We start from the raw sequence: 18,168 nt of genomic DNA on the forward strand, positions 1-18,168 counted from the left end.
GCAGAAGCCGGCGAAGAATATCCCGAATGACTGTCCTTGCAGGAAGCAAGCAGACGTCGACCGCACAAATCACCTGCAACACTATGTGGCGAGGCTGCCGGCGAAGTGCAATCCCGATCCTGACATCGCGCAAATAATTGGTCGGCTCAGGCACCGTCGGGCTCGCCGGGTCCCAAGAACCATGGCCGCGGCGCATTGCGGAAAATCGATTCCCCAAGCCGTCATCAGACCGGCGCCTTCGCCTTCAGGCTTGCGGCAGCCATTGCATAGCCGCCGGCGGCGCCATCGATGAAGTGAACATGATCGCGCTGCAGCGGCGAGATGACGAGGCATGTCATCAAGGCCGACTTCTGGCGGTGCAGGCCATAGTTGCAGATGCCGGCCTCTTCCGCTTGTTTCAGCCGGTTCTCGATCCGCTGCAACACATCCGCGTCGACGTCGATGGTCATCTTCAAGCCGTCGTCGAACTTGCGGAAATCCGAATTGCTGGCCACCTCGCGCTTGTAGACCTTCGGGTCGAAACCGCCGATCGTCCAGCCCAATTTGTCGGTGACGGCCGTAAGCGTCATCAGGAAGATCACCCACAGCTTGGCCAGCCACCGCCGCCCCGGCGGCGCCGTGGCCCGTGCCTCGACATCGAGACCGGCGGGCAAGAGACTATAGGCCGGACCGTCCACCGGCACCGGGTGGCCATCGCGCTCCTGCCTGCCGGCAAGGGCGATGATGTCGGAAGCCAGAAACTGGAAACCACGCAAGTCGCGCGATGCCCCGGGCACGGCTATGATCGAGACAATTTCGCCATGCCGGGCTTCGATCGGGTTCCAGCGGCAGGAGAGGCCGGTCAGATCCGGCCGCGCGCCGGCCGGGGCGGGGTCGACGCGGTAGCGCCCGGCTTTCATTTCGGCTTCCGCCCAACTGCCGCCGCCGCCGGCGAACATGGCATAGAAGGCTGCTTCGGAGGCCTGGAACCTCGCCACGCGAACGTCGAGGCCTTGCGCTCTTATGTCCTTTATCGGCACGATTGCGGCACGCAAGGTCAGGTCCAGTTCGTCCGCCACCCATCTCTGGACAGAAGCCAGCGCGTTACGGGCGATCTCCAGCGCCGAGCCGGGAAACGCCACGAGCGCGCCGTCGCCGCCGAAGACGAAGGGAAGATCTTGCCGGCCCAGTGCATTGAGCAGCGCCGAAATGACGCTGGCGCCGGCCATATTGACGGTTTTGTAGCGCCCGGCTTCGATCGCCTTGGTCGAGCCGACGATGTCGGCGGTGGCCAGCGCCCAGCCATCGGGGAGAGGCCGATAGTTGTCGATATCGGCAACGCTTTCGAACTTTGCGAAGACCGGCAAAGAAGCGACGAACGGGTCGGACGCGACAGCTGTTTCCATAAGCATCAGATAGCACATTCCAGCGCTTGAAGGTGAAGTCGATCATGCCTCGAAATTGACTTGGGCAGGCTTTGCGATGATAGGATCGCGCGATGCGAATTGCCTTCTACGCCCCGCTGAAGTCGCCCAATCATCCCGTTGTCTCCGGCGACCGCCAGATGGCACGGATGCTGGTCCAGGCGCTGCAGCATGGCGGGCATAGCGTCGAACTGGCATCGGAGTTGCGCTTCTATCTACGCCAGCCGGAACCGAAAAGTTTCGATGCGCTCATGATCGAGGCCCGGGACGAAGCCGCGCGACTGACAAGGCTTTGGGACCGTGACGGCAAGCCCGATCTCTGGTTCTCCTATCATCCCTACTACAAGGCGCCCGACCTGATCGGGCCCGAGCTGGCGTTGGCCTTTGCCGTCCCCTATGTGACGGCCGAAGCCTCCTATTCCGAACGGCGCAACGCCGGTTCGTGGGCCGATAGCCAAGCATTGGTCGCGCGAGCCATCGAACAGGCGGCGCTGAACATCTGCTTCACGCAAAGGGATCGCCAGGGGCTGGCGGATGCTGTCCCCCACGCCGCTCTCGGTATGCTTTCACCCTTCATCGACACATCGGCATTCCACGAAATGCCGGTACTGGATTATCCGACGCGCCTCGTGACCGTCGCCATGATGCGCCCGGGCGACAAGGTCTTGAGCTATCGCATGCTGGCGCAGGCGCTCGGGTTGATCGGCCATCTCCCCTGGACGCTATCGGTCGTCGGGGACGGACCTGCCCGTGACGAGGTAAAGGCGCAATTCGCCGGCTTGCCCGCCGACCGTATCGAATGGCTTGGCGCCATCGAGCCTGCCGCCGTGCCGGATGTCCTTTATCGCGGGGGAATCTACGTCTGGCCGGGTTACGGCGAGGCCTATGGCATTGCCTATCTTGAAGCACAGGCCGCCGGCCTTCCGGTGGTGGCTCAGGACATTGCCGGCGTGCCGGAGGTCGTGCGGCATGGCCAGACCGGGTTTCTCACCCCGCCGGGCGATGTGGGGGCGTTCGCTTCGGCCATCGCAAGGCTTCTGGCCAATAATGACGAAAGAACCATCATGGCTGCAGAGGCCAGACGTTTCGTTCTCGAAGAACGCTCTCTCGGTGCTGCAAAGGCCCGTCTGGCGGAACTTCTCAAGATGATCCCGTTGTCATGACGTCCGACCCGATTTGGCAGCCTCTGGTGGACGAGCTGGCGCATCGGCAACGGTGGGGCCGCAAGGCAGAGTTCTGGCTGCGCGACGATGACGCCGTGGATCCTACGCCGGCGCTCGATCGGTTGCTCGACCTCACCGGTGACTTCGCGGTTCCGGTCACTCTGGCCGTCATTCCGGCCCAGACCGACGGGAAGCTTGTCGTCCGGCTTGAGGCCGCGCCGCATGCCACGGTCGCCATTCATGGCTGGGCGCACCGAAATCATGCGCCCGAGGGTCAAAAAAAGCAGGAGCTCGGCGCGCATCGGCCACGCGAGGTGGTGCTGGATGAGCTGGCCGGCGGGCTGTCGCGTGTAACCGGCCTGCACGGCGCACGTGCGGTTCCGATGCTGGTGCCGCCCTGGAACCGGATCGACGCCGGCCTGGTACCCGACCTCGGATCGATAGGATTTGCGGCATTGTCGGTGTTCGGGCCGCCAAGGCCGGCTTCCTTGGCGGTCATCAACAGCAATGTCGACATCATGGATTGGCATGGCACGCGCGGCTGCCGCGATCATGGTCTGTTGGTTCAGGCCATCGTCGCGCAATTGCAGCGTGCATTCGACGGCGGCGAACCGGTCGGCCTGCTCACCCACCATCTCGTCCATGATGAATCGGCATGGCTTTTCCTCGAACGGCTGTTCACGATCACCGCGCGGACCGAAGCCTGCGCATGGCTTCCGATCAGCACATTGACCGAACGCAGCGCCGGAAAATAGCTCAGCGCTTTTTGTGCAAGACTGGAAATGTGAGCGTCTGGCCATCCCGCGCCGCAAAAGCGCCGGCAAACCTGTCCTTGGCCAGTTTCTCCATCTCGTCCAGCTCATCATCGGTGCGTGCCGGATCGTGGTGAAACAGCGCAAGCCCGCGCGCGCCGGCCGCCTCGCAGAGCTTGACGCCCTGTTGCCATGTCGAGTGCCCGTTGCCGCGGTAGCGCTCCATTTCCTCCTCGGTGTAGGTGCAGTCGTAAATGACGAGGTCGGCATCTCTGATCAGGCCGAGCACCGCCTGGTCGAGTTTGCCCGGCTCGTGCTCGGTGTCTGTGATGACCGCCACGACGCGGCCCCCCCATTCGACCCGGTAGCCGATGCAGCCGCCCGGATGGGTAAGACTACCGGTTCGTACAACAACTCCTTCGCGTGGCCGAAGCAGGTCTCCGGATGCGAAATCGCGGCAGTCGAGGCTCGCCTTGCAGACACCGAGTGTCACCGGAAACCATGGCGGCCGAATGAATTCATCGACCATCTGCCGCGTCGTCATGCGTCCAGCGAGATGCCCGGACCAAAGCGTAACTTTGATGCCTCGTTCATAAATAGGCTTGAAAGCCGGCAGCCCGATGATGTGATCGTAATGGCAATGGGTAAAAAACAGGTCGAAATCGGTGACGCCCGACGCTCGAAGCGTCCTGCCGGCAGGCCGCAGGCCGGAGCCCGCGTCGAACAGAAGCGTATGATTGCCGCATTGCATCTCGATGCAGATCGTGTTGCCGCCATAGCGAGCAAATTCTGGCCCCGACACCGCAATGCTGCCGCGCACGCCCCAAAACCTGACAAGGAAGAAATCGTCGTCCATGCACCCTTTCGCCCATCGTAGCCAACCAACTGCTGCCAGAGTCGTTCCAGGAAAGGTGTGACACGGTTCCGGAAACTGCATCCAAACAAAGAAACAGAGCGGCTCGCCGCTTCAGTGCAACTGTGAATCGCTCTCGGCCGTTCGTGCGTCGATCAGGTCCGCGGTCGTACTGCTTAGCCTATCGGCAAGAACCCGCAATATCTCGATGGTCATTTCGGGAAACTCCTTCATAAGCCTCAGGAAATGGTCCTTGCGGATTCTCAAGGCCTCCAGCTCACTTGCCGCTTTGACGGTGGCAGTACGGGAGCTGTTGCACAATATGGCAATCTCGCCAACGATCGAATTTGGCAGCAATTCGGCAACTTTGATCGGCCCATTGTCGGAATCGACCAGAATATCCGCGCTGCCAGAAAGGATGACATAGGCGGCGTCTGCCTCGTCGCCCTGCCGGAAAAGAATCTGGCCGGCACTGTAGTTCACGCGATCGGACGTGAACGCGAGCAGCTTGAGTTTTGTCGGCTCGATGCCAGAGAACAAGGGAACGCGTTGCAGCATTCCAACTTCATCCTTGAGCAGCATTGTCGCAAACCTTCCTGAATTCGCGTTTGCCAGACTATGACACAAGTTCCTTGAAGATACCGTTTCCCGCCAAGAGTGTCTCGTGTGTTCCGTCTTCCACCAATTGGCCTGAGTCAAAGACCACAACCCGGTCGAACATCGTCGCCATTGCCGGATTCGTCACCACCCACACAATTGCCGGCGAATGGCCGTCGCGTCTGGCTTCGTCGAGCACATTCCGCAGCACCTTGTCCTGCACGCGCTGGTCGAGCGCCGACAGCGGCCGATTGAGAATGAGGAAATCGGGACGCTTGAGCAAGGCGCGGGCAACATCGAGCTTCTGTCGCTGTCCGCCGGTCAGCCGCCTGCCGGCGGCGCCGACGTTGAAGTCCAGGCCGACATCCAGAAGCTCGGCATAAAGCCCCAGTTCGTCAAGAATATCATAGACGATGGAGCGAATGCGGTCCGGCGCGTCGGGATGGTTGTTGCCGACACGCCCGAACAGGACGTTGTCCATGACGGTGGCCGCGGCGATGTATTTGGCAGGGTCAAACCGTTCGACAGCTTTCTCCAGCTCGGCCGGCAGGTTTTCATAGAACTGGTTGCGTGCAGCGATGATCTTGCTCATCAGCTCGTCGGTCAAGAGGCCGAAGCGATGCCGGGGCTCGATATAGGCAAAGCTCAACGTGACCATCATGGCGCGGTCGTTCTCCGAAACCGCATCGTAGGGGCGATTCTTGAGCCGTTGCAGCAAGGTTTCGTAGGCGGGTATCTCCTCGGCGCTCATGAAGGCGAGCTGCTGGAAGAACTGGTGTTCGGGCGGCAGGTCGGCAAACAGCTCGATCGCCTGTTCGGCGATCTCCATGCCCATTTCGTAGAGCGTGCGGTCGAGGCCGGCTTGCTTCAGCACGGAAGCAAAATAGGGATTGGACGCCAGTGCCTTGTGAGCCAGTTCGGGGCCGGCCGCAGCGCCGAAGAGCAGGTTCTGGCCGATCGTCGCTTCCTTGTTGTAGGCGCCCGGTTCAAAAGGAACCACCAGCGCGCTCAGGCCTTCTTCCTCCAACCGGGTTCGCAGCGCCGCACGCAATTCGACGATCCGCCCGGCAAGCTTCGTGTGGCGCTTGAGGTCGGCCGAAGAGCGCAAGCCTAGATCCAGAATGTCGCGCGACAGAAGAACCGCGTCGAGCACCCGGCGCACGGCTTCGAAGAGGTCGTGCGGGCCGGTGGCGCCGGCGGAGGCATAGTTGATCCAATCGCTGCGGATATCGAGATCCGGATTGCCCGACCGGCGCGCCTCGTCGATATTCCAACGGTGCTGGTCCGCCGCGGCGCCGTCATATGTCACCGATGTCAGCGGCGCATGCTTCAACCCGTAGAGCAAATTGTCGCGCAGGCTTGCCTGGAACAGGAAAACATCCGACGAAGCGTAGGACATGCGCCGGCCGGTCACGGCTTCGGGGAGATCGAGCAAGTCATCGGAGCCCGAAACGATCCTTCCGCTGTCCGGCCAGGTCAGCCGCGCAAAGGCTTCCGCAAGCGCCTCCGCTCCCCCTGTTGCGGTGCTGACCAGCGCCACCGTCTCACCCGGCTTGACCTCGAGCGAGATGCGATTGAGGAGCATTGCGCCGCCATCGTCTGCTATCGACAGGCTGACCGCCGACAGCGGCTTGGTCATCGGATCGGGATCGTCGACCGTCAGTGCTCCGATTTCCGGCGCGATGATATTCTCGACGGTGAACTGTTCGACGACCTGCTGATATTTGACCTGGACATCCTGCCGGTCCTGATCCCAGTCGATCAGTTCCTTCATCGGTCCGGGCAAGTCCTTGTAAGCGCCGATCACGGCCACGAGCTGGCCGACATCCAACCGCCCCTGGATGACCAGATAGCCACCGATCATGTAAAACAGAAAGGGCGTGAGCTGCGCGAGAAAATTGTTGAGGAACTTTACCATGAATTTCCATTGGTAAAGATCGAAGCGGATTTTGAAGATGAGCCCGAGCCGGGCTGCTATGTCGGCGCGCTCGTAGTTCGACGTATCGTGGACGTGAACCGCGCCGATGCCGTCGACGATTTCGCCAACCCGGCCTGAAAGCGCGCGCGCCGTCAACTGCCGCTGGCGCCCGAGCACGAGCAGCCGCCGCCGCATTCGCGGGATAAGCACGATCTGGATCGCCACGATCACGACCGCTATCATTCCGAGCCAGACGTTCTGGACCATGATGAACAGCATGGCCGTCAGCGCCTGGCCGCCGAGCAGCACCGGCTGCAGGAAGGCATCGCCAATGAAGCCGCCCAGCGGCTCCACCTCGTCCTTCACCATGGTCGCCACTTCGGCGGATTTCACCCGCTTGAAGTAAATCGGCGGAAACCGCAGCACACGATCGACCAGATCGAAACGAATACGCCGCAGCATGCGTTCGCCGAGCCGGCCCTTGTAAGTGTTGATGTAGAGCTTGAACAAGCCGTTGATGACGACCAGCAAGAGGAACACAAGGCTGAGCGCAAGCAGGGTCGAGGTGCGGTCCAGTTGAAAACCGGAGAAGAACTGGACCTCGCCGATGAACGGCAGGTTATAGTGCAACCGCATGAATGGCAGGGTCGCGCCCGGTTGCTCGAACCCCTTGCCCTGGATCGGGCCGTTGACGATCAGCTTCGGCAGGTCGAACGACATGAAATACGGGACCATCGAAAGCACGACGATCATCAATATCCAGAGCTGCTGCTTCCTGGTGTGCGTCCAGATATAGCGGGCTAGGCTGGTTTCCATATGCGATTGTCAGTTTGAAGGATGCGGAATGTAAAGGCACCTGCTGGCAAATGGTGTATCGGCCATGTCTTCGCCGCCAACGACGAGCTCAAAGCGGCAGCTGCGCGCCAGGCGGATGGGCGCCGATGGTCCGGACAAATTCAATCGGCCTCCTCCGGGCAATGGCGAAACGGCTTGCGGCACAGTCGCGTCCGCAAGTCGAACAGGCAAGAGGCAAGATTGCGTTGTGTCGCCGGAAATCCCAACATAGAAGACGAATATGATGGATGTCACGCAACCACGCAATGCCGGCATGGGTGGGCATGAGCAAGCCCTGGACCTCACGCGGGGAATTGCCGCCTATGTCGACCACCCTCTCGTGGCCGGGCTGGCGCGCGTCATCGCCAAGCATCCGCAGGCCGATATCGCCAATGCCTTCAACCACAAGCAGGTCGCCTGCAAGATGTGGGCGCTCGACAGGCTGTTCGAAAGCGACGGCGGCCGGTTCGAACGCATATGGGTTCTGGGTGGATGGTACGGCGTATTGCCGGCGATGCTTTTCAACGACGCCCGCTTCGACATCGCGGCGATCGACAGCATCGACATCGATCCCGAAGTCGGCGCGGTCGCCCGGACACTCAACCGGCAAGCCGGCGAGCGGTTTCAAGCGCTGACGGCAGATATGTACACACTCGACTATGCCGCCGGCGGGCCTGACCTGGTGGTCAATACGAGCTGCGAACACATAGCCGATCTCAGCGCCTGGCTTGCCCTGCTTCCGCGGGGTACGAACGTGCTGCTGCAGTCGAACGATTATTTCAGCGAGCCGACGCACATCAACTGCGTGGCGTCACTTGCGGCCTTCGAAGCCATGGCGGCGCTGCGGCAGATCAGGTTCTCCGGCGAATTGCCGACAAAAAATTATACACGCTTCATGCTGATCGGAGCTGTTTGAAGCGCTCGCGCAGGATTTGCGCCGAGCGCCGCGCCCCTTCCAGATCGAGACGATGCGCGGCTGGCGGCGGTCCGGCAAGCGCCTGCTCGATCGCATGCGCCAGACCTTCAGGCGTCAGGTCCTGTTCCGTCAGCACCGTTGCAAGACCGAGCTCTTCGAGCATCAGAGCGCGACGCGTCTGCTCGGTTTCCCCGCCGGCTGCAAATGGAACGAGCAGCGAGCGACACCCCGCGCGCATGACATCGCAGACCGTGTTGTAACCCGCCTGCGAGACCGACAGGCGGGCGCCGGTCAGCAGGCTGGCGAAATCCCCGCGGAACCGGAAGATGGACAGGCGTGGGGAGGCATCGCGTGAAATCGCGTCAAACTCGTCCTTCGGCAGGTTTGGGCCGGTGATCAAACACCATGTCCAGGCGTTATCGGCACTTCGCGCCGCCGCGACGGTGGATCTGACAAGGCTCTTTCCGGCCGCCCCGCCGCCAACCGACACCAGAACGTCGAAGCGCTCTGAGGCCGCTTGCGCCGGCGGCGCGGCAACGAGCCCGGTGTAGGCGACCTCGGCCCTGATCGCCCCAGCCAGCGGAAATGTCTTGTCGATGGTTGCGAAAGCCGGATCGCCATGGACCATGACAAGATCGAAATGCCTGTTGACGATATCGACCGTTTCTTCGTTTCGGCTCGGCTTCACGCGCTCCTGAAGGATGTCGCGGACGGACGCCGCCAGCAGCGGTCTGGGCGATGTCGCTTCGATGGCCTCGATCAGTGGCAAGAGTTCGAAACGCATCTGCCGGCGTCCAAAGGGAAACGCCTCGATAATGACGATGTCGGGCCTGTAATCCCGGAAAGCCTGCAGCAGCATCTCTGAGCGCCGCGTCTTGAAATCATCGTCGATGGCTTTGCCCTGCAGGTCGACAAGTCCGGAAAATCCTTCGTCACCGGAGGTGACAGGCGGCAGGGTCACGGATTTTACACCCGATCCCGGAAATCCCGCGATCGGCGCTCCGCCGGTCACGACGGTGACGTCGAACCCGTCATCGACCAGAGCCGCCGCAATGCGGCTGGCGCGCGCGAGATGGCCGATGCCGAGCAGGTGCTGAACATAGAAGAAAGCGCGCAGCCGCTTCATTCGGCGGCCCGCCACTCCCGCTCGAACAGTTCCTTGAGCTGTCCAATGCCTGCCACATGATCGAAATTGCTTCGCACGCGCCGCTCCGCGGCGTCGCCGAGACGGGCGCGGAGGACGGGATCGCGGATCAGGCGCTCCAGCGCCTGTGCCAGGGCAGTCGGGTTTTCCGAGGGAATCAGCAGCCCGGTTTCATCCGACGACAAAAGCTCCGGCACGCCGGAAATATCGGTCGACACGCAGGCAAGCCGCTGGCTGGCCGCCTCCACCAGAACATTCGGCAGGCCGTCCCGGTCGCCATCCGCGGTGATCCTGCAGGCCAAAGCGAAAATGTCGGCGCTGCGGTAGTGCTCAAGCACCTCCTCCTGCGCCAGCGCGCCTTTCCAGGAGACGCGCCCCTCCAGCCCGAGCCTTTGCGCCAGCGCCTTCAGCCGTTTCAGTTCCTCGCCGCCACCGATATGCTCGAAACACCACGCCAGATCGCCAGGCAAGAGGGCAAGAGCCTCCAGCAACGTATCATAGCCCTTCTTTTCAACGGCGCGTCCGACACTCAAGATCATGACCGGTTCGGCCGGCGCCGAGCCGTCACGCTGTTTTCGCGCCTCGCCGAAACTGCCGAAGCGGTCAAGGTCGAGCCCATGATAGCTCAGATGCACGGACGAACTGCCGTTGGCGAGTTTTTTCAGATGGTCGAAGCCGGTTTTCGTGCACGTGACCGTCCAGCGCGCCGAGGAAAGCTTGCCGGCCAGATCCCAGTCCGCCGACGTCCAGATGTCCTTGGCATGGGCTGAGCAGCTCCAGGGCAAGCCACGAAGCTGGCTGGCATAGCGCGTCACCGATGCCGGCGTGTGCGCGAAATGGGCATGCAGCCATCCGGCATCTTGCGGCCATTCGGCCGCCAGCACCAGCGCTTGCCCGAAGCGCCGCGCGCGATTGCGGGTAAAGTCGCGGCGGATATCGGCAGCGAGCGATTTGAGCGCGCGCCAAAAGCCAGGCCGCGGCAGGCAGGCAAACAGCGATCGAACCACGCGCAGCGGCTCTCTGTGCAGATATTCCGGCAGATAATGGACGGGGGCCTTGATCTCGTCATGCACGGGATGACGTTTTGCGTCGGTCGGCCGCCTGAGCGCGAAAAGTATCAGGTCGAACCCCGCACGCTCCAGACCGAGCAATTCCTGCGCGATGAAGGTTTCCGACAGCCGCGGATAGCCCTTCAGAACCACGACGATCTTGCGGTGTTGCAACTCAGTTCATGCCTTCAATGACCGAAAGGTGATGGCCGGCCCGCCGGTCGAGCAGTTCCGCGACGATTTCGGAAATATGAGGCAGCCCTTCCAGAGTCAGATGCGCATTGCTCTGCGATGGGCGGGGCCGGCCCGGCAAAACCTGCAGCGCATCGGCAAACCGCTGGGCATCCTCGGCTTCCTCAGGCAAAAGCATCTCGATGAGGCCGAGTTCGGCTGCGCGCCGTGCCCGGATCAGCTGTTCCTCGCGCGGCGTGACGCGCGGCACGATCAGCGCCGGCTTGTCGAAAGACAATATCTCGCAATAGGTGTTGTAACCGCCCATCGCCACCACCGCCTTGGCGCCGGCAATCAGTTCTTCCATGCGGTTGTCGAATTCGATGATCTTGACATAGGGGATCTTGGCCCCTTTCCTGACCAGCTTGTTGCGCTTGCGCGCCGGCATGTAGGGCCCAAGCACGATCAGCGCCCTGTGCTGCAATCGCGGATCCTGCTGATAGGCCTCGATGACGTTGTGGATCAGGTCGGCGCCGTCACCACCGCCACCGGTGGTAACCAGGATATAGTCGCCCTCGGGCCGGTGGCCGGGCAACTGGTTCTGCTGCAGGCTCCGTTGCAGGAAACCGACGAACTTCATCTTTGCCCTGACCGCCGGCGGCACGTCCAGGCCGGTCAACGGATCGTGGAAATCCGGCGGGCCATAGACCCAGACCTTGTCGTAGAACAGGCCGATCTTGCGCATCACATCCCTGCGTGCCCACTCCGCTTCGAGCAAATGCGGCGCGTCCATCACCTCGCGCAGGCCAAGCACGAGCGTGGTGCCCCGCGTCTTGAGGTAGGACAGCGTATCCTCGATCTCTCCGCGCAGCCCCAGCGGTTCCTTGTCAACGATGAAAATATCCGGCCGGAAGCTCTCGGCTGTGTGGCGAATAATCGACTGCCGCATCCTGAGCGTCTCATGCAGATCGATGTCCTTTTCCAGCGAGGTGTATTCGCCGTTGCGTAGCTTGATGACGCTGGGGATCTTCACGAAGTCGACGCGGGCGCGGTAGTCGAAGGCGCCGGCGATGGTCGCACCCGAAATGATTAGCACCTGAAGTCCGCGGAAATCCCCGACCAGCGAATGAGCGATCGTTCGGCAACGCTGCAAATGGCCGAGCCCGAACGTGTCGTGGCTGTACATGAGAATTCGTGCGTCTTTTGCGTGCTGTGTCATTGTGAACGTCTTTTAGAATTCTCGCCGGACCGTGGGCAACCCCGCAGGCTTCGAAACCATTCTCGCGGGTCTATCGACCTGTTTTGAAACATGGGGGCGAGAGGTACGCAACGGCATTCTTCACCAGGTCACGAATGCCAGGGGCGCTGATTGTGGCGCCATGCCTTGTCTTCGCCGACGATAGACGGCCCGAGCACAAATCTCTGTCATGAGGCTTGACCCCGTGGAATTAAATGCCCTGCGGCCTGAGGCAGGCAAAGCGCACATTGCGAAAAATCAAGGGCGACCAAGGCGAAACGAGGCTGCCGCACATTGTGAGGAGAACCCGCACCTTGGGAAAATGCTTCATAATCCATCGAAACACAACGGCCGCCAGAGGCCGCACGTTGCGGCCTTCTATCCTGCCATCAGCCTTGGCCTGTGGCAAGCGTCGGGTCCTTGCACCGTTGAAGCTGGTGCAATCTCGCGTCATGCCGGCTTCCTCCGTCATGTGGAGGATAGGTGCGGCCCCAATGAGATTCGTCAGCCAGGCGACCCATTCGCCAGATCCGTCACAAAGCTTTGCGTGAACACGCCGGCCGAAAGGACGGCTACGCCAACCTTGCCCTTGTCGTCCTCGGCGTTGCCAGCAGCAGACTTGTCTCGCTGCCGGTTATCCCCGGGATGAGCCGTATCCGCCTAAGCACCGCGTCGAAATCGGTGAGCGACGCCGTTCCGAGTTCGACCACCAGGTCCCAGCGGCCATTGGTGGTGTGAATGGTCGAAACCTCGGCGAGGCCGCCGAGCGCCCGGACCACGCGGTCGGCAGCATGGCCCTCGATCTCGATCATCATCACGCCGCGTATCCGCTGGTCGACCGCGTCGGCGCGCAGCACCACCGTGTAGCCGATGATCTCGCCCGTTTTTTCCAGCCGCTCCATGCGCGCCCTGACCGTGGCGCGCGACACCCCGAGATCGACCGCGAGATCGGAGATGCTGCGCCGGGCATCATGCCTGAGCAGCGTGACCAGCCTTTCGTCAAGCAAGTCCATGATTCTATCCACTTTGACCGAAGCGACTTATCGGAATGATAAATCATTCTTCTCGAAATGCCAATTTCGCCTGTTCAAACTGCCGGTCCAGGATGGTTCATTCCACGCATCAATTGCCCAATCAATTTGCAAGGACACCAAAAACCATGCGCTGCAGGATCGTTGGCGCGCCGGTACAGGACGGCGCCGGCAGGATGGGATGCGAGATGGGGCCAAGCGCGCTGCGCACGGCCGGGCTTGTCTCGGTGCTGTCGGAACTCGGCCATCAGGTCGAGGACTGGGGCGCGGTGCAACCGGCCGCAGTGCGCGCACTCGTCCATGGCAATCTCGCGCTGAAGGCCCTGCCGGAGATTTCCGCCTGGACGGCGGCAATTGCCGAGACCGCCTATGCGGCTTCGCGGGACGCCATGCCGATCTTCCTTGGCGGCGACCACGCGATATCGGCCGGCACGATGTCGGGCATAGCCCGCCGGGCGGCCGAACGCGACCGGCCGCTCTTCGTGCTGTGGCTCGATGCGCATCCGGATTTCCACACGCTCGATACCACCGTCAGCGGCAATCTGCACGGCGTGCCGCTCGCCTATGCCAGCGGCCGGCCGGGCTTCAACGGTTATTTCCCCGACCTGCCCGTCGCCGTCGATCCCGCCCACATCTGCGTCATGGGCCTGCGCAGCGTCGATCCGGCGGAGCGCCGGGCGCTGAGCGAAGCGGGCGTGACCGTGCACGACATGCGCACCATTGACGAGCACGGCGTCGCACCTTTGCTGCGCGCCTTCCTGGCCATCGTCGAAAAGGAAAACGGCCTGCTGCATGTCAGCCTCGACGTCGACTTCCTCGACCCCTCCATCGCGCCGGCCGTCGGCACCACCGTGCCCGGCGGCGCCACCTTCCGCGAGGCGCATCTGGTGATGGAGATGCTGTCCGACAGCGGCCTGGTCTCCAGCCTTGATCTGGTCGAGCTCAACCCGTTCCTCGACGAGCGCGGCCGCACCGCCACTCTGATGGTCGACCTCGCCGCCAGCCTGATGGGCCGCCGCATCATGGACCGCCCGACCCGCAGCCATTCCGGAAGCATTGCATGACCCAGCCTTCCCGCCTTGCCATCGTCCCCTTCGTCAGCGTCGACCGCATGATGAAGCTGGTGCTGACCATCGGCGTCGAGCGGTTCCTCACCGAACTCGCCGCCTATATCGAGGAGGATTTTCGCCGCTGGGAGCTGTTCGACAAGACGCCGCGCATCGCCTCGCACAGCCATGACGGCGTCATCGAGCTGATGCCGACCAGCGACGGCCGGCTATACGGCTTCAAATATGTCAACGGCCATCCCAAGAACATGCGCGAGGGGCGCCAGACCGTCACCGCCTTCGGCGTGCTCGCCGATGTCGGCTCCGGCTATCCGATGCTGCTCACCGAAATGACGATCCTGACGGCGCTGCGCACCGCGGCCACCTCCGCGGTCGCTGCCAAATATCTGGCGCCCAGGGGCGCGCGCTCGATGGCCATCATCGGCAATGGCGCCCAGTCCGAGTTCCAGGCTGTCGCCTTCAAAGCGCTGCTCGGCATCGACCGGCTGCGGCTCTACGACATCGACCGTTCCGCTTCGGAAAAATGCGCCCGCAACCTCGCCGGCAAAGGCTTTGACGTCACCATCTGCACAACGGGCCAGGATGCTGTGGAAGGAGTCGACATCATCACCACGGTGACCGCCGACAAGCTGTCCGCCACCATCCTCACCGACAACATGGTCGGTTCCGGCGTGCACATCAACGCGGTCGGTGGCGACTGCCCCGGCAAGACGGAACTGCACCGCGACATCCTTTTGCGCTCCGACATCTTCGTCGAGTTCCCGCCGCAGACGCGCATCGAGGGCGAAATCCAGCAGCTCCACGCCGACCATCCGGTGACCGAGTTGTGGCAGGTGATGACCGGTAAGGCGGAAGGCCGCAAGACGGCCGAACAGATCACCCTGTTCGATTCCGTCGGCTTCGCCACCGAGGATTTTTCCGCGCTGCGCTATGTCAGAGACCAGCTTCAGGCCACCGGCCTGTACGAGGAACTCGACCTGCTCGCCGATCCCGACGAGCCGCGCGACCTCTTCGGCATGCTGCTCAGGGCAGCGCTGCAGCCGGCCGCCGCCTGAGGGACTTCAGCCGCTCAACGGCGCGCAGCTCTCCCGTTCGACGAGCACCGGGGTGAGCACTTCGCGGCGCGAATGCGCCGCCGGCTCGGCAACCCGCTCGAGCAGCAGGCTGACGGCGCGGGTGCCGATCTTCTCGACCGGCTGTGCGATCGTCGTCAGCGGCGGCCAGGTGGTGACGGCATAGGGTATGTCGTCGAAGCCGATCATCGACATGTCGCCTGGGACCCGCAATCCGCGCCCGCGCAGCACTGTCAGCGCCCCCATGGCCATCAGATCGTTACAGGCAAACAGCGCCGTGATCCCCGGCTCCTGCGCCATCAGCCGCTCCATCGCCGTGCGGCCGCCGGCGAAGTGATAGTCGGAATCCACCACCGAGGCCGGCGGCAGGTCGAGGCCGGCTTCCTGCAGCGCCCTGGCGAAGCCGCGCAGGCGGGCGGGGCTGGAGCTGGAATCGCGCGGGCCGCCGATGACGCCGATCTTCTCGTGGCCGAGCCCGGCCAGATAGCGGCCGGCGAGATAGCCGCCATGATCGTGATCGACCAGCACGGAATCGACATTGACCGAATGGATCTCGCGGTCGATCAGCACCGCCGGCACGCCGGGCAGAAGGCTGGAGAACACCCGCGCATGATCCGACGAGCCGGCGAAGATCAGCCCGTCGATCTGCTTGGCCATCAGCACCTGGAGGTAGCGCTCCTCCTTCTCGGCGCTGCCGTCGGAGTTGCACAGGATCACAGTATAGCCGGCAAGGAAGCCGGCATCCTCGATCTGGCGCGCCACGCCGGCGAAGAACGGGTTGGAATTGTCCGGCAGCAGCAGGCCGATGGTCTTGGTCTCGCCGCGCCTCAGGCTGCGCGCCAGCGTGTTCGGGCTGTAGCGCAAGGCGGCGATGGCCGAATGCACGCGCTCGGCCGTCTCAGGCTCGACATGGCGCGTGCGGTTCATCACATGCGAGACGGTTGCGACCGACACTCCGGCATGGCGCGCGACATCGGCAATCGTCGTCATTTCTTGTCCCCTAGTGCATGTCGCCCGGAGTGTCCGGCGGATCTGGGAAAATGACATCCATAAAACAAAAACCAAAAAGCGCGACGCGCTTTATCGGATCACCCTCAACAGCTTTTCCCGATAGGCATCCAGAATGACGGCGAGCACAATGACAAGGCCTAGCACGATCGGCTTGAAATTGTCGCCGACGCCGAGCAGCTCGTAGCGAACGCCGGCGACCGGGCCACCGATGTTGACGCAACAGATAGACCATGGCGACGATGCCGGCGCGTTCTCCCTTCCGCCGGAGCGCTGTATCCTTCTCAGGCTAGTGATTCCCGCAGACAGGAAACCTTCATGAACGGCCTGACGCCCATACTTTCCACCGTGACCGCCTCGTTCCTTGCCTCCTTCGTCGAAGTGGTCGAGGCCTTCACCATCGTGCTGGCGGTCGGCGTCACCCGCAGCTGGCGGCCAGCGCTGACAGGCGCGGCGCTGGCGCTGGCGGTGCTGGCGGCTCTGGTGCTGGCCTTCGGACCGCTGCTGGCGCTGATTCCCATTGCGGTGCTGCAGTTCGTCGTCGGCGTGCTCCTGGTCCTGTTTGGCATGCGCTGGTTGAGAAAGGCCATTTTGCGCAGTGTCGGCGTCATCGCCCTGCATGACGAGGACGCCGCCTTTTCAAAGGAAACCGCCGCTTTGCAGCAGCAGGCCAATGACCGCCGCGCCGATTATCTGGCCGGGCTCGCGGCCTTCAAGGCGGTGCTGCTCGAAGGTGTCGAGGTGGTGTTCATCGTCATTGCCGTCGGCGCCGCGCATGCACAGACCTTCTATGCCAGCCTTGGCGCGTTGGCGGCCTTCATCCTGGTAACGATCATCGGCCTTGCGGTGCACAGGCCGCTGACGCGGGTGCCGGAAAACGCGCTCAAATTCGCCGTCGGCCTGATGTTGACAAGCTTCGGCATTTTCTGGACCGGCGAAGGCCTGGGCACCGACTGGCCGGGCGCCGATCTGGCGCTGCTGGCCATCTTCGCAATCATCGCCGTCGCGTGCTTCGCCATGGTGCGCTGGTTGCGCGCCAGCTACCCCAAGGCTGCACAAGGAGTTGCTCGATGAACGTCGTCCGCCTCATTCTAAAGGAGCTCGTCGGCATGTTCATCGACGACGGCAGCCTTGCGACGTTGGCGCTGCTGTTGATCGTGGCGATTGCCGCGGCAGTGAAGCTGCTGGCGTTGCCGCCGCTTGCCGGCGGCGTCCTGCTTCTGCCCGGCTGCCTCGTCATCCTGCTCTACAGCGTGCGCCGCGCGGCACGGCGCTCCGGTCAGTAGAGGGTGAAAAACACCGGCAGCATGCCGCTGATCCGCAACTGCTCAATCGTCTCGATGGCCGGGAACAGCGCCAGGAAATAGAGCCCGTCCGTGAATGTCCGCCGCAACGCCTTTGTCGAGAACCGGCGTTCGGCTTGATCGTGAAACAGCAGCGGGTTCGGCCAGAAAGGCGGCGTGCGTTCGGCATAGACGCTGTAGGCGGGGCCGAACTTTCCAAACAGGAACTCGGCTTCCTTGCGCGCCGTCACCCGGAACAACAGGTAGCTCACCAGAGCCAGCGCCGCCGCCACCAGCACCGAGCCGTACATCAACCCGACGCCCGCCGCGCCGACCGTGGAAAAGAAGTAGAGCGGGTTCCGGCTCATCGAGAACGGGCCGATGGTGACCAGCTCGTCGTTCTTCCTGCCGCCGACATAGAGAATGCTCCACAGACGGCCAAGGAAGCAGACCAGCACGAAGCCGATGCCCAGCGCCTCAATGTATTCGTGCCCGTCCGAGCCTTCGACGAGAAAGGGCTTGGTGAACAGCAACAGCATGACGGCGAGGGCTGCCGCCACTTGTATGACGAGCAGGCGCTTGTGCTGGTCGAACGCCTTCGCTGCCGGCTTGGGGGGAGCGTAGCTCATCATAGTTCCTGCTCTCCGGCAGGGCTCATAGCGCCGGTGT

At 62.7% G+C, this 18,168-nt stretch carries 17 protein-coding genes and 1 pseudogene; 7 read left to right on the forward strand and 11 right to left on the reverse strand.

What is annotated here, in order from left to right:
• Positions 1 to 224: 224 nt before the first annotated feature.
• Positions 225 to 1,403, reverse strand: a complete 1,179-nt coding sequence (locus tag NKI61_RS06915) for a DUF3095 domain-containing protein (RefSeq protein WP_031196755.1) — start codon at positions 1,401 to 1,403, stop codon at positions 225 to 227.
• Positions 1,404 to 1,477: 74 nt separating this feature from the next.
• On the opposite strand from NKI61_RS06915, the gene NKI61_RS06920 reads away from it, so the two are divergent.
• Together NKI61_RS06920 and NKI61_RS06925 are read left to right on the forward strand one after the other, a co-directional pair.
• Positions 1,478 to 2,566 (forward strand): glycosyltransferase family 4 protein, encoded by a 1,089-nt coding sequence (locus NKI61_RS06920; protein ID WP_023685074.1) that lies wholly within the window; start codon positions 1,478 to 1,480, stop codon positions 2,564 to 2,566.
• Positions 2,563 to 3,321 (forward strand): polysaccharide deacetylase family protein, encoded by a 759-nt coding sequence (locus NKI61_RS06925; RefSeq protein WP_352839070.1) that lies wholly within the window; start codon positions 2,563 to 2,565, stop codon positions 3,319 to 3,321. Before NKI61_RS06920 ends, NKI61_RS06925 begins: the two co-directional genes overlap by 4 nt.
• Before the next feature lies 1 nt (position 3,322).
• Here NKI61_RS06925 and NKI61_RS06930 read toward each other — a convergent pair whose 3' ends face one another.
• The 3 genes from NKI61_RS06930 to NKI61_RS06940 all read right to left on the reverse strand — a co-directional run bounded on the left by NKI61_RS06930 (position 3,323) and on the right by NKI61_RS06940 (position 7,502).
• Entirely contained in the window at positions 3,323 to 4,174 is an 852-nt protein-coding gene (locus NKI61_RS06930) for an MBL fold metallo-hydrolase (RefSeq protein WP_023687624.1), read from the reverse strand.
• 111 nt (positions 4,175 to 4,285) lie between these two features.
• Positions 4,286 to 4,753 carry a cyclic nucleotide-binding domain-containing protein gene (locus NKI61_RS06935; protein ID WP_023672144.1) on the reverse strand — a complete coding sequence of 156 codons (468 nt, stop codon included), beginning with the start codon at positions 4,751 to 4,753 and terminating at the stop codon, positions 4,286 to 4,288.
• A gap of 34 nt (positions 4,754 to 4,787) precedes the next feature.
• On the reverse strand, positions 4,788 to 7,502 hold the full coding sequence (locus NKI61_RS06940) for an ABC transporter transmembrane domain-containing protein (RefSeq protein WP_352839071.1): 2,715 nt from the start codon (positions 7,500 to 7,502) through the stop codon (positions 4,788 to 4,790).
• 262 nt (positions 7,503 to 7,764) lie between these two features.
• Here NKI61_RS06940 and NKI61_RS06945 point away from each other — a divergent pair, with 262 nt between their 5' ends.
• Positions 7,765 to 8,436, forward strand: a complete 672-nt coding sequence (locus NKI61_RS06945; RefSeq protein WP_081731654.1) for a class I SAM-dependent methyltransferase — start codon at positions 7,765 to 7,767, stop codon at positions 8,434 to 8,436.
• Here the strand turns inward: NKI61_RS06945 and NKI61_RS06950 are convergent.
• The 4 genes from NKI61_RS06950 to NKI61_RS06965 all read right to left on the reverse strand — a co-directional run bounded on the left by NKI61_RS06950 (position 8,414) and on the right by NKI61_RS06965 (position 13,050).
• Positions 8,414 to 9,562 carry a glycosyltransferase family protein gene (locus NKI61_RS06950; RefSeq protein WP_023824401.1) on the reverse strand — a complete coding sequence of 383 codons (1,149 nt, stop codon included), beginning with the start codon at positions 9,560 to 9,562 and terminating at the stop codon, positions 8,414 to 8,416. The genes NKI61_RS06945 and NKI61_RS06950 overlap by 23 nt on opposite strands.
• The gene (locus NKI61_RS06955; RefSeq protein WP_023827410.1) at positions 9,559 to 10,803 is read right to left on the reverse strand and encodes a glycosyltransferase; all 1,245 of its coding nucleotides are present in this window, start codon (positions 10,801 to 10,803) and stop codon (positions 9,559 to 9,561) included. The genes NKI61_RS06950 and NKI61_RS06955 overlap by 4 nt, the downstream gene beginning before the upstream one ends.
• 1 nt (position 10,804) lies before the next feature.
• Complete coding sequence (locus NKI61_RS06960) at positions 10,805 to 12,019, reverse strand: glycosyltransferase family protein (RefSeq protein WP_023740146.1); 1,215 nt, start codon at positions 12,017 to 12,019, stop codon at positions 10,805 to 10,807.
• A 590-nt stretch (positions 12,020 to 12,609) separates the two neighbouring features.
• A complete protein-coding gene (locus NKI61_RS06965) occupies positions 12,610 to 13,050 on the reverse strand; it encodes an Lrp/AsnC family transcriptional regulator (protein WP_023685065.1) in 441 nt (146 codons plus the stop codon).
• 146 nt (positions 13,051 to 13,196) lie between these two features.
• Between NKI61_RS06965 and rocF the strand changes: the two genes are divergently transcribed.
• Together rocF and ocd are read left to right on the forward strand one after the other, a co-directional pair.
• Complete coding sequence (gene rocF, locus NKI61_RS06970) at positions 13,197 to 14,132, forward strand: arginase (protein WP_023831909.1); 936 nt, start codon at positions 13,197 to 13,199, stop codon at positions 14,130 to 14,132.
• The gene (gene ocd, locus NKI61_RS06975; protein WP_352839072.1) at positions 14,129 to 15,190 is read left to right on the forward strand and encodes an ornithine cyclodeaminase; all 1,062 of its coding nucleotides are present in this window, start codon (positions 14,129 to 14,131) and stop codon (positions 15,188 to 15,190) included. Before rocF ends, ocd begins: the two co-directional genes overlap by 4 nt.
• Before the next feature lie 6 nt (positions 15,191 to 15,196).
• Here the strand turns inward: ocd and NKI61_RS06980 are convergent, their stop codons facing one another.
• Complete coding sequence (locus NKI61_RS06980; protein ID WP_352839073.1) at positions 15,197 to 16,198, reverse strand: LacI family DNA-binding transcriptional regulator; 1,002 nt, start codon at positions 16,196 to 16,198, stop codon at positions 15,197 to 15,199.
• 90 nt (positions 16,199 to 16,288) lie between these two features.
• Positions 16,289 to 16,475: pseudogene (locus NKI61_RS06985) on the reverse strand (ABC transporter permease); the annotation flags it as partial.
• A 59-nt stretch (positions 16,476 to 16,534) separates the two neighbouring features.
• On the opposite strand from NKI61_RS06985, the gene NKI61_RS06990 reads away from it, so the two are divergent.
• Both NKI61_RS06990 and NKI61_RS06995 read left to right on the forward strand, forming a co-directional pair.
• Positions 16,535 to 17,290: a COG4280 domain-containing protein gene (locus NKI61_RS06990; protein ID WP_023706786.1), complete on the forward strand. Its 756-nt coding sequence runs from the start codon at positions 16,535 to 16,537 to the stop codon at positions 17,288 to 17,290.
• Positions 17,287 to 17,502 (forward strand): hypothetical protein, encoded by a 216-nt coding sequence (locus NKI61_RS06995; protein WP_023672157.1) that lies wholly within the window; start codon positions 17,287 to 17,289, stop codon positions 17,500 to 17,502. The genes NKI61_RS06990 and NKI61_RS06995 overlap by 4 nt, the downstream gene beginning before the upstream one ends.
• Here NKI61_RS06995 and NKI61_RS07000 read toward each other — a convergent pair.
• Positions 17,496 to 18,128: a methyltransferase family protein gene (locus NKI61_RS07000; RefSeq protein ID WP_352839074.1), complete on the reverse strand. Its 633-nt coding sequence runs from the start codon at positions 18,126 to 18,128 to the stop codon at positions 17,496 to 17,498. The genes NKI61_RS06995 and NKI61_RS07000 overlap by 7 nt on opposite strands.
• Between the last annotated feature and the right edge of the window lie 40 nt (positions 18,129 to 18,168).

This window comes from Mesorhizobium sp. M0514, from assembly GCF_040321145.1.
Lineage (GTDB): Bacteria > Pseudomonadota > Alphaproteobacteria > Rhizobiales > Rhizobiaceae > Mesorhizobium.

What these genes read in the sequence shown, in the direction of transcription:
- NKI61_RS06915 (WP_031196755.1), bottom strand. Translation starts at nt 1,403, where the DNA reads ATGTGCTATCTGATGCTTATGGAAACAGCTGTCGCGTCCGACCCGTTC.
- NKI61_RS06920 (WP_023685074.1), top strand. Translation starts at nt 1,478, where the DNA reads ATGCGAATTGCCTTCTACGCCCCGCTGAAGTCGCCCAATCATCCCGTT.
- NKI61_RS06925 (WP_352839070.1), top strand. Translation starts at nt 2,563, where the DNA reads ATGACGTCCGACCCGATTTGGCAGCCTCTGGTGGACGAGCTGGCGCAT.
- NKI61_RS06930 (WP_023687624.1), bottom strand. Translation starts at nt 4,174, where the DNA reads ATGGACGACGATTTCTTCCTTGTCAGGTTTTGGGGCGTGCGCGGCAGC.
- NKI61_RS06935 (WP_023672144.1), bottom strand. Translation starts at nt 4,753, where the DNA reads ATGCTGCTCAAGGATGAAGTTGGAATGCTGCAACGCGTTCCCTTGTTC.
- NKI61_RS06940 (WP_352839071.1), bottom strand. Translation starts at nt 7,502, where the DNA reads ATGGAAACCAGCCTAGCCCGCTATATCTGGACGCACACCAGGAAGCAG.
- NKI61_RS06945 (WP_081731654.1), top strand. Translation starts at nt 7,765, where the DNA reads ATGGATGTCACGCAACCACGCAATGCCGGCATGGGTGGGCATGAGCAA.
- NKI61_RS06950 (WP_023824401.1), bottom strand. Translation starts at nt 9,562, where the DNA reads ATGAAGCGGCTGCGCGCTTTCTTCTATGTTCAGCACCTGCTCGGCATC.
- NKI61_RS06960 (WP_023740146.1), bottom strand. Translation starts at nt 12,019, where the DNA reads ATGACACAGCACGCAAAAGACGCACGAATTCTCATGTACAGCCACGAC.
- NKI61_RS06965 (WP_023685065.1), bottom strand. Translation starts at nt 13,050, where the DNA reads ATGGACTTGCTTGACGAAAGGCTGGTCACGCTGCTCAGGCATGATGCC.
- rocF (WP_023831909.1), top strand. Translation starts at nt 13,197, where the DNA reads ATGCGCTGCAGGATCGTTGGCGCGCCGGTACAGGACGGCGCCGGCAGG.
- ocd (WP_352839072.1), top strand. Translation starts at nt 14,129, where the DNA reads ATGACCCAGCCTTCCCGCCTTGCCATCGTCCCCTTCGTCAGCGTCGAC.
- NKI61_RS06980 (WP_352839073.1), bottom strand. Translation starts at nt 16,198, where the DNA reads ATGACGACGATTGCCGATGTCGCGCGCCATGCCGGAGTGTCGGTCGCA.
- NKI61_RS06990 (WP_023706786.1), top strand. Translation starts at nt 16,535, where the DNA reads ATGAACGGCCTGACGCCCATACTTTCCACCGTGACCGCCTCGTTCCTT.
- NKI61_RS06995 (WP_023672157.1), top strand. Translation starts at nt 17,287, where the DNA reads ATGAACGTCGTCCGCCTCATTCTAAAGGAGCTCGTCGGCATGTTCATC.
- NKI61_RS07000 (WP_352839074.1), bottom strand. Translation starts at nt 18,128, where the DNA reads ATGAGCTACGCTCCCCCCAAGCCGGCAGCGAAGGCGTTCGACCAGCAC.